A 9,983-nucleotide genomic window follows, 5' to 3' on the forward strand; every position below is an offset into this window, starting at 1 on the left:
CGGAAGAGTGGTGAGCGCGAAGGGGGCGCGGCGCCGCACCGCCGACACGGGGCGGCGGTACGGCGCCGCGCCCCTGACGCACAGAGGGGAACGGGGGACACGGGGAACGGGGGAACGGGGGGAGACCGGGAGGGGGACACGAGGGAGAACGGGGGAGAGGACCCGGAACCGACGGGGGACACGGAGGTTCCGGGAGTACGGGGAAACGGGGAAACGGGAGGGGACACGGGGGAAGGCGCCGGTCCGGTGCGGTTCAGCAGGAGCGAGCCGCGCCGGACCGGCGTCCCGTATGTCCCCAGTACGGCAAAACCGCAGGTCAGGGCCGATTGTCAGTGGTGTCCCCCAGGATGGACACATACGGCCACAGCGCCGTCACACGACGACAGGAGGCTCGTCATGGCCAGCCCCTTCACGGGCGCCGCCCACCGGCGCCCTGCAGATGTCCCTGCGCCCTCGCTCCCCTCCACACCGCCGTCCCCGACGACACCGCCGTCCCCGACAGGGCCGCCCACCGATGTCCACCCCGTCGTCCGCCGTGACACGGCGCCGCCCGCCGCGCTGGATCTGCTCGCCCAGGCGCGTGCGGGGCTCGACGAGGCCGCGGCCCTGGGTGTTCCGAACGAGCGCTACGCGACGGCGCATCTCGCCGCCCTGCGCACCGCCGCGGCCGTGCTCGCGGTCCGTGGGCGCCCGGAGACCACGCCGCAGCGCAGGCGGCGGATCCGCAGCGCCTGGGAGGTGCTTCCCGAGATCGCTCCCGAGCTGGCCGAGTGGAGCGGCCTGTTCGCCTCCGGCGCCACCCGCAGGGCGCGTGCCGAGGCCGGGATAAAGGGCGCGGCCAGCGGCCGGGACGCGGACGATCTGCTGCGCGACGCCGCGATGTTCCTGCGCCTGGTGGAGCGGCTGCTCGCGCTCGACCCGGTGCTTCCCCGGCCCCGGGCCGACCGGCCGGGCGGGACCGAGGCAATAGGGTGGGCCCAGGAAGCGCGCTGAAGATCGACGCCGGGAGTCCGGCACGGACGTTCGGCGCGCTGCCAGGGCCTGTGAGCGCCGGTCCCGCCCCGCCCCACGGGCGGCCGGGCCCGCGCGACGACGGGCCCCAGCCCGCACTGTTCCCCGCCCCGCCGCCCGGGGCGGTGCCGCCCCGAGGAGTCAACTGCCGTGTCGGAGCCTTCCGCTGTCTTCGGTGGGGAGACGCCATCGCGCCCCCGTGGTTCCCTCCGTACCGCCGTGGTCTGGGAGGTCCTCGGCGGCGCCTTGCGCCGCCGGGCCGAGGCGGCGGGGACGGATGTCCTCGACGTCCTCGACACCGGAGGGGGCACGGGCAACTTCGCGGTGCCCGTCGCCCGGCTGGGCCACCGGGTGACCGTGGTCGACCCCAGCCCGAACGCGCTCTTCGCGCTGGAGCGCCGCGCGGCAGAGGCGGGCGTGGCCGATCGGGTACGCGGTGTGCAGGGCGACATCCACGGCCTCTTCGACGTGGTCGAGCGCGGCGGATTCGACGCCGTGCTGTGTCACGGCGTCCTGGAGTACGTGGACGACCCCGCCGAGGGCATCCGCAACGCGGTGGCGGCGCTGCGTCCCGCCGGGGCGCTCAGCCTGCTCGCGGCGGGACTGGGCGGCGCCGTGCTGGCCCGCGCGCTGGCCGGACACTTCACCGAGGCCAGGCAGGCGCTGAGCGACCCGGCGGGGCGCTGGGGCGAGGGCGATCCGGTGCCCAGGAGGTTCACCGCCGAGCAGCTCACGGAGCTGGTCGGCGCCGCCGGGCTGCGGGTGGGCGCCGTGCACGGGGTGCGGGTCTTCGCCGACCTGGTGCCCGGCAGTCTGGTGGACACCCAGCCGGGCGCCCTGGACGCGCTGCTGAAGCTGGAGACGGAGGCGGCGGCGCTGCCCGCCTTCCACGCCGTGGCCACACAGCTGCACGTACTGGGCGAGAAGCCGAGCTGACCTCCCTGGGCCCTGTCGTCACAGTCCCGACTGTCCCGCCTGCCCCGCGGCGCCCGGCACGCACGCTCGCCGCGTTGTAGGGATCGCCCCAGTACATCCGGTACGGGGGCCCTCCGCCGGGCGGGAGCGCTCGGCATCCTAAGGACGCGTCTCCGCCGAGGCAGCGGGAGCGCGGCGAGCGCGGCGCACCGGACGCCGCGGGGCCCGCCCTTGGGGCAGACGGCGCTACTTCGAAGACAGTGCCCAGGACTCCCGAAGGACTTTTCCCGGCTCCTCGTGGGCCTCTCGCTGACTTTTCCCGGCTCCCCCCGGGAGAGCGCTTTCACCGCCCGCTCAGGGGCCTCGTCGCGGTTCCGGGCGGTCCTCGGGGAGCCGCCCGGGGCGCCCGGGAACGGCCCGATGCGGCCCGGAAGCGCCGATCGCGTGGCTGATCAGCGACGCAGCGGCGCATGGAGTGCGCCACAGGCCCCCCAGTGGCGCCCCTGGCGCCGTATGATCGGGGTACACCATCCGGCATGACGGGTCGATGGTTGGGGAATCAACGCCTCAACAACCGAGCCGACATGGTGGCCCGGAATGGCAATTGGCGTTGAGGGCGGGTTTCACGGGGGCGATTCCCTGCCTATCCTTGAAGGAGCCGCATACCGGTCGCCCCCCGCGACCGACGACTAGGAGGACTCCGTGCCGCTCTCGGAGCACGAGCAGCGAATGCTCGAGCAAATGGAGCGAGCGCTGTACGCCGAAGATCCCAAGTTCGCGACAGCGCTTGAGGGAAGCGGGCTGCGTACATACACCCGGCGACGGGTCTACCAGGCGGTCGCAGGCTTCCTGGTGGGTATCGCGCTCCTCATGGCCGGAATGGTCGCCCAGCAGATCTGGATCAGCGTGGTGGGGTTCCTCGTCATGCTGGGCTGTGCGGTCCTGGCGGTCACCGGCTGGCGCAAAGCGCCCAAACCAGGTGAGCAACAGACGGCGGGCGGTGCCTCTGGCGCCCCGGCCGACCGGCGACAACCCAGACAGCGTCGCTCGATGATGAACCGGATCGAGCAGCGGTGGCAGCGCCGCCGTGACGAACAGGGCCAGTGAGCCTTGAAGCAGTAACCGCAGGACGAGCAGTAACCGAGTAACCGTACGACGGAGGGGCGAACGCGTCAGCGTTCGCCCCTCCGTCGTACGGACCGTCCCCGGTCCGTTCCCGGTCTGTCCCCGGTCTGTCCCCGGGCCTTCCCCGCGCGCAGCCCCCCGCTCAGCCGCGCTGCCGGGACGGCCGCCAGCGGGTCGTGGTCGCCGACCAGCGGGCGGCGAGCGTCGCCCGTCCGGCCGCCCAGCGCGCGTTCAGCGCCCCCAGCCGCTCCGAGACCGCCCAGACAACCCGAACGGACGAGCGGGGCGCGAGCAGTGCGCGCAGCCCGGCCCAGCGGCCCGCGCCGGCCCGCAACCCCTCCCGGACCAGCCGGGCGTCCTCGGCGAGGCCCGTACCCGGCTGCGGATCCGGCGCGTACAGCACCCGCTCCACCGCGCCGGCCACCCGGTGCACCGCCTCGGCGGGCGGCCCCTGCAGCTCGCCCAGCCGGACGATTCTGGCCGCGGTCTTCCGGGGCGTCCGTGAATCGTCCGGCGGGATCCCGTGGTCCCAGGCCGTGTCGGTGATCTCCCGCCAGGCGGCCAGTGTCCGCGCCGAGGCGTCCTCGGCGGTGCGCCCCGCCGAACCCAGCCGCCGGGCCCGGATCCGGATCCGCCACAGCAGCGGCAGCAGCGGGATCAGCAGCAGGGCCAGGGCGCCCAGGACGATCCCGGCCACCGTCCCCACCGGCGTTCCCGGGTCCGTCGGCGGGGTCACCCCGTCGGCCACGGCCGCGCCGCACTCGCCCTGCGCCCGGTCCTGGGGCGAGCAGCTCTCCGAGGCGGACGGCGCGCTGGACGGCTCGTCCGACGCGGTGGCGTCGGGGCTGCTCGGGTCCGTCGGCCCGTCGACCGGCGCGTCGGGACGGGTGTAGTCGGGGGCGCTGCCCCGGCTCGGAGTCGGCTCGAAGCGGGTCCAGCCCACGCCCTCGAAGTACAGCTCGGGCCAGGCGTGGGCGTCACGCAGCCCCACCAACATGCTGCCGTCCGGCTGCGGGGTGCCCGGGGTGAAGCCCACCGCCACCCGCGCCGGAATGCCCAGCGTGCGGGCCATCGCCGCCATCGCGAAGGAGAAGTGGACGCAGAACCCCTCCTTGTTCTGGAGGAAGCGGGTGATCGCCGCGACCCCGGTGCCCGAATCGACCTCGGTGTTGTAGCTGAACCCGCCGTCCAGCGCGAACCAGTCCTGGAGCTTGACGGCCTTCTCGTAGTCGTTCGTGGCGCCCTCGGTGACCCCGAGCGCCGTCTCCTTCACCACATCCGGGAGGATCGCCGGAATCTGCGTGTACTCCCGGCGCAGCGCGGCCGGAGCCTCGGGAGCCGAGGCGAGCTGGTCCTTCGTGGGCCTGACCAGCAGACTGCCGACCTCGTAGCGGGCGCCGCGGGTCGACTGGCCCCGGTCGCCCACCAGCGTCCGGCCGGTCGGCTCGAAGCGCCAGCGCCCGGCGACCCGCACCGCGGTGGCCGGATAGGGCATCGGCAGATAGTTCTGCCGGTACCAGCCGGCGGCCGAGATGTTGGTGGTGATCCCGACGGTGTTCACGTCGGAGCGCAGACCGGGCGCGCCGGGCAGCCGCTCGGGCACGTCCTCCACGCTGCGCTGGGAGAACCGCCAGGACGTCCCGTCGAACTTGTCCAGCGCCATGATCCGCAGATAGAGGTCCTGGGTGTCCTTCGCGTTGGTCTTGTAGCGCAGCGCCTCGCGGTCCTCGGGCTGATTGAGATTGTCCTGCAGCGAGACGAGCGGGTTCACCGCCGAGATGGTGCCTCCGCCGCCAGGCCCCGAGCCGCTGCCCCGGCCCGCCTCGGCGAGCAGCCCGCCGTCCAGCGCGGGCAGGGCGGCCGGGACGGCGAGCGCGACCCCCAGCGCCACCACTCCGATCCTGCGTCCCGTACGGACCGGGGCGCGGCGCTCCGAGGCGTCGGGGCCGGACATGAAGCGGCCGGGCGTCGACGTGCTGCCGAAGATCCGCCCCCACTGGGAGAGCCGGTCCCGGCCCTCGGCCAGAAGCAGCAGCAGATAGCCGACGGCCGCGAGGAGGAACCACAGCCAGCCGCCGGCCCCACCGGAGAGCCCCGCCGCCACCGAGTAGAGCGCGAGGAGCGGCAGCCCGGCCGCCGCGGCGCTGCGGAAGGTCACCGCGATCGCGTCCACCGCCAGGCCGATGAGCAGCACCCCGCCGATCAGCATCAGCTTGATGCCGTCCGTCGCCGGAGCCGGTATGGCGTAGCGGCTGACATCCTCGCCGCCCTCGCTGAGCAGGTCGACGAACGCGCCCAGCACTCCCGGGGTCGGGACGAAGCCGAGCAGCGCCTGCTCCCGGGCGAAGAACACCGTGAGCATCAGCAGGGCCGAGAGCCCCTGGAGCGAGACCGTCATGGCGCGCGCCAGCGGAACGCGCCTGGCCAGCGCGCCGACGCCGCTCACCACCGCCACCATGCATCCGGCCTGGACCAGCCAGAGCGCCGGCTCCACCAGCGGCACCAGGGCGCCCGCCGACATCAGCGTGGCGGCCAGCGCGCACAGCGCCAGCCTTCCGCGACCGCTCATGACCATCCTCCGGAGAACCCTGTGGAGCCGCCGGCGACGGCCGATTCGGAGTGCTGACGCGAGGCCAGCCGCCACAGCTCGGGCAGCTCGGCGCCCGCCTCCACGGCGAGCGCTGTCCAGCCCGCCTCGCGCAGCTGCCGCAGCCGCTTCTCGCTGCGGGCGCCGCTCCCGGCGCCCTGCGACCAGCCGCCGCTGTCGAGGACGAAGGCGACGGCGGCGCCGCCCCGCCGGCGCATCCGGGCGGCCACCGCGGCCTGTTCCTCGTCGAGGTCGCCGAAGAAGGCCACCAGCAGACCCTCGGAGAAACCGCGCAGCACGTCGTAGGAGCGCGAGAGTCCCGGCTCGTCCGAGTGGTCCACGACCGCGAGGGTGTCCAGCATCAGGGCGGCGGCCTCGCCGGAGTCCTGGGTCGCCCCGGCGAAGCCGTCGGCGCCGTCGCCCGGCACCGAACTGCCGGTGTCGGTCAACAGCCGCACCGCGAAGCCGCGTTCCAGCATGTGCATCAGTGTGGAGGCGGCGCCCGACACCGCCCACTCGAAGGGCGAGTCGGGACCCGAGCCCTGGTAACCGGCGCGCCGGGTGTCCAGCAGCACCGTGCACCCGGCGCGCTGCGGCTGCTCCTCGCGGCGCACCATCAGCTCGCCGTAGCGGGCGGTGGAGCGCCAGTGGACGCGGCGCAGGTCGTCGCCGTAGCGGTAGCCGCGCGGGATGACGTCGTCCTCGCCGGCCAGCGCCAGCGAGCGCTGCCGGCCGTCCCCGTACCCGGACGACTCGCCCGCGAGCCGCACCGGCGGCAGAGGTTCGGTGCGCGGGATGACGGTCAGGGTGTCGTACGCGCTGAACGAGCGGGTCAGCTCGCACATCCCGAAGGGGTCGCTGAGCCGCAGTTGGAGCGGGCCCAGCGGATAACGGCCGCGCAGGTCCGAGCGCACCCGGTACGACACCTCGCGGCGTCCGCCCGGCTCCACCCGGTCCAGCACGAACCGGGGGCGCGGCCCCAGCACGTAGGGCACGTGGTCCTGCAGCATGAGCAGCCCGGTGGGCAGCCGGGTGACGTTGTCCATCCGCAGATGCACCCGGGCCTCGGAGCCCGCCGAGACCCGGGAAGGCATCAGCCGCCGGCTGCCCGCGACCCGGTAGCGGGTACGGTGGAGCACGGCCACGCAGATCAGCGGCAGCGCGGCGAGCAGGATCCCCACCCGGAGCAGATCCGACTGGCCCAGCACATACGCGCAGACCCCCGCGGCGACCCCGGCGGCGAGGAACGAGCGGCCACGCGTCGTCAGCCCGGACAGCGCGGCGCGCAGTCCGCCGCGCTCGCGCTCCTGGCCGTCCGCCCCGGCGGGCCCCCCGGGCGCCATCACAGCCGCCGTACGCCGGACTGCCGGCCGAAGAGCCCGGCGCCGGGCGCCGCCGCCCGTCCCGGAGCCCGGCCGCCGTCGGCCGTGGGCACCGGGGTGCGCTGCAGGATGTCCAGCACGACCTGCTCGGCCGTACGCCGGTTCAGCTGGGCCTGGGCGGTGGGCAGCAGCCGGTGCGCCAGCACGGCGACCGCCAGCGACTGGACGTCGTCCGGCAGCGCGTAGTCCCGGCCCGCCAGCGCCGCCGCCGCCTTCGCCGCCCGCACCAGATGGAGCGTGGCGCGCGGGGAGGCGCCGAGTCTGAGATCCGGGTGGTGACGGGTCGCGCCGACCAGCTCCACCGCGTATCTCCGGACGGACTCGGCGACGTGGACCGTGCGCACCGCCTCGATCAGCTTCACGATCTCGTGCGCGTGGGCCACCGGCTGGAGGTCGTCCAGCGGGGAGACGCCCCCGTGCACGTCGAGCATCCGCAACTCGGCCTCGGCGCTCGGATATCCCATGGACACCCGGGCCATGAAACGGTCGCGCTGGGCCTCGGGGAGCGGATAGGTGCCCTCCATCTCCACCGGGTTCTGCGTGGCCACCACCATGAAAGGGTCGGGCAGCTCGTAGGTGTGCCCGTCGGTGGTGACCTGGCGCTCCTCCATGGACTCCAGCAGCGCCGACTGGGTCTTGGGCGACGCCCGGTTGATCTCGTCGCCGATCACGATCTGGGCGAAGATCGCGCCCGGTTTGAACTCGAACTCCCGCTGCTCCTGGTCGTAGATGGACACACCGGTGATGTCCGACGGCAGCAGGTCCGGGGTGAACTGGATGCGCCGCACCGAACAGTCGATGGAACGTGCCAGCGCTTTGGCCAGCATGGTCTTGCCCACACCGGGGACATCCTCGATGAGCAGATGTCCCTCGGCGAGCAGCACGGTCAGCGATAGCCGTACGACCTCTGGCTTGCCCTCGATCACACCCTCCACCGACGCGCGCACACGCTCCGCTGTGGTGGTCAGATCAGTGAGGCTCGATCGATCGTCATAGGTCGTCACCCGGCCCTCCTCGGCCCTTTCCGCGGGCCGGAGGTCATCAGACGGCCCGGCCCTCCCCGAAACACGGGCACCGTCGCCGGAAGGTTCCGGAACGCTGCCACCCCTCGCATTCTTCTTGCCGTTACCGTCTCGTGTCATCCGCCTGTGGATAAGTCGGTGTTGTTTGTCGGCTTTGCAGTTTTTCGGCTCCGATGGGCATCCCGATCGGTACCCCTCGGAGTACGTGCCCCGGCGCCCAGCCGCTCAGGCGGTGACCGGGTCGATCTCCCGCAGCAGCCCCGTCTTCACGTCGAAGACGAAACCGCGTATGTCGTCGGTGTGCACGAGGAAGGGGGACGTGCGTACGCGCTGCATCGACTGGCGCACATCCTGATCGACGTCGCGGAACGCCTCCACCGCCCAGTTGGGGCGCTGTCCGACCTCCATCTCCAGCTCGTGCCGGAATTCCTCGGTCAGGCTCTCCAGGCCGCAGCCGGTGTGGTGGATGAGTACCACGCTGCGCGTGCCGAGCGCCCGCTGGCTGATGGTGAGGGACCTGATGACGTCGTCGGTGACCACCCCGCCCGCGTTGCGGATGGTGTGGCAGTCGCCGAGTGACAGGCCCAGGGCGTCGTGCAGGTCGAGCCTGGCGTCCATGCAGGCCACGACGGCGACCTGGAGCACCGGGCGTGCGTCCATGCCCGGATCGGTGAATCCGGCGGCGTAGCGGCTGTTGGCGCCCACGAGCCGGTCGGTGACCGTCACGGCGGTACGGGCCGCACCGGCGGAGGCCCCGGCGGGCTCTGCGGGGGGATGCGCGGAAGTCGACATACCCATGACGTTAGTCGGCCGGGGATGGTGAAGCCCCCGGTGGGAAGGGACAAAGAACCTCAACGCGGCTTGGTGTGAGCTAACCCACAGGGCCGTGCGGGCAGCGGCCATTCGGGTGAATCGCGGCCTTCGCCCCCTCCGGCACACGACCCGCGCGACGCGCTGTCCGGTTGATTGACCCGAAGGACCAGTGGACTAAAGTGACGCGAAGTTCACGGACACCCCCCGATTCGCCTGCCGGATCACGTCCTGGACCACATCCCGATTTCCCCGCGTGTGCGGCGAAACGTGCGGCTCGGCCCCCTCCCGCTCGGCGGTCGGCCGACGCCCTTCCCGGCGCCGGCGGACCACCTCCCCTTCTTGAGCGGGCGGGGACCCGGCAGTACGTACGGCCGCGCCGGACCTGAGAGGGCGCATGAGCGAGCGCAGCGAGTCGGCCATGGAGAGCCGCACGTCGGCGGAGCGCGATCCGCGGACGGCCGCCACCCGCCCCATCCGGACCGGGGGGCGCGCGTGAACCAGGTCAGACACGTTCCCGTGATGCTCCGGCGCTGCCTTGACCTGCTGGCCCCGGCGCTCGCCGAGCCCGGTGCGGTCGTCGTCGACTGCACCCTGGGCCTCGGCGGCCACAGCGAGGCGCTGCTCGCGGCCTTCCCCGGCGCCCGGCTGATCGGGCTCGACCGCGACCAGGAGGCGCTGCGGCTCTCCGGTGAGCGCCTCGCCCCGTTCGGTGACCGCGCCACCCTGGTGCACGCCGTCTACGACGAACTGCCCGAGGTCCTCGACCGGCTGGAGATCCGCCGGGTCCAGGGCGTCCTGTTCGACCTGGGCGTCTCCTCCATGCAACTGGACGAGGCCGACCGGGGCTTCGCCTACGCGCAGGACTCGCCGCTCGACATGCGGATGGACCAGACCACCGGCGTCAGCGCGGCGGAGGTCCTCAACACCTACCCGCCGGGCGAACTCGTCAGGATCCTGCGCGCCTACGGCGAGGAGAAGCAGGCCAAGCGGATCGTTTCCGCCGTGGTCAGGGAGCGCGTGAACCAGCCCTTCACCCACAGCGCCCGGCTCGTGGAGCTGATCCGCGACGCACTGCCGCAGGCCGCCAAGCGCACCGGCGGCAACCCCGCCAAGCGCACCTTCCAGGCC

At 73.3% G+C, this 9,983-nt stretch carries 8 protein-coding genes; 4 read left to right on the forward strand and 4 right to left on the reverse strand.

Annotated features, from left to right (window positions below):
* Positions 1 to 396 precede the first annotated feature (396 nt).
* The 3 genes from DVH02_RS27920 to DVH02_RS27930 all read left to right on the forward strand — a co-directional run bounded on the left by DVH02_RS27920 (position 397) and on the right by DVH02_RS27930 (position 3,033).
* Positions 397 to 993: an SAV_6107 family HEPN domain-containing protein gene (locus DVH02_RS27920; RefSeq protein ID WP_114626632.1), complete on the forward strand. Its 597-nt coding sequence runs from the start codon at positions 397 to 399 to the stop codon at positions 991 to 993.
* A gap of 168 nt (positions 994 to 1,161) precedes the next feature.
* Entirely contained in the window at positions 1,162 to 1,947 is a 786-nt protein-coding gene (locus tag DVH02_RS27925; RefSeq protein ID WP_114626633.1) for a methyltransferase, read from the forward strand.
* A gap of 681 nt (positions 1,948 to 2,628) precedes the next feature.
* Complete coding sequence (locus DVH02_RS27930; protein ID WP_114626634.1) at positions 2,629 to 3,033, forward strand: DUF3040 domain-containing protein; 405 nt, start codon at positions 2,629 to 2,631, stop codon at positions 3,031 to 3,033.
* A 160-nt stretch (positions 3,034 to 3,193) separates the two neighbouring features.
* Here the strand turns inward: DVH02_RS27930 and DVH02_RS27935 are convergent, their stop codons facing one another.
* The 4 genes from DVH02_RS27935 to DVH02_RS27950 form a co-directional block, all read right to left on the reverse strand.
* Complete coding sequence (locus DVH02_RS27935; RefSeq protein ID WP_114626635.1) at positions 3,194 to 5,620, reverse strand: transglutaminase TgpA family protein; 2,427 nt, start codon at positions 5,618 to 5,620, stop codon at positions 3,194 to 3,196.
* Complete coding sequence (locus DVH02_RS27940; protein ID WP_114626636.1) at positions 5,617 to 6,981, reverse strand: DUF58 domain-containing protein; 1,365 nt, start codon at positions 6,979 to 6,981, stop codon at positions 5,617 to 5,619. Before DVH02_RS27940 ends, DVH02_RS27935 begins: the two co-directional genes overlap by 4 nt.
* Complete coding sequence (locus DVH02_RS27945) at positions 6,981 to 8,024, reverse strand: AAA family ATPase (RefSeq protein WP_114626637.1); 1,044 nt, start codon at positions 8,022 to 8,024, stop codon at positions 6,981 to 6,983. The genes DVH02_RS27940 and DVH02_RS27945 overlap by 1 nt, the downstream gene beginning before the upstream one ends.
* A gap of 243 nt (positions 8,025 to 8,267) precedes the next feature.
* Positions 8,268 to 8,834 (reverse strand): beta-class carbonic anhydrase, encoded by a 567-nt coding sequence (locus DVH02_RS27950; RefSeq protein ID WP_114626638.1) that lies wholly within the window; start codon positions 8,832 to 8,834, stop codon positions 8,268 to 8,270.
* Between the two features lie 513 nt (positions 8,835 to 9,347).
* Here DVH02_RS27950 and rsmH point away from each other — a divergent pair.
* Positions 9,348 to 9,983 (forward strand): 16S rRNA (cytosine(1402)-N(4))-methyltransferase RsmH (gene rsmH, locus DVH02_RS27955; protein WP_114626639.1); only part of this gene is annotated, 636 nt, incomplete at its 3' end.

It is taken from the genome of Streptomyces corynorhini, from assembly GCF_003346515.1.
GTDB classification, from domain to species: Bacteria; Actinomycetota; Actinomycetes; order Streptomycetales; family Streptomycetaceae; genus Streptomyces; species Streptomyces corynorhini.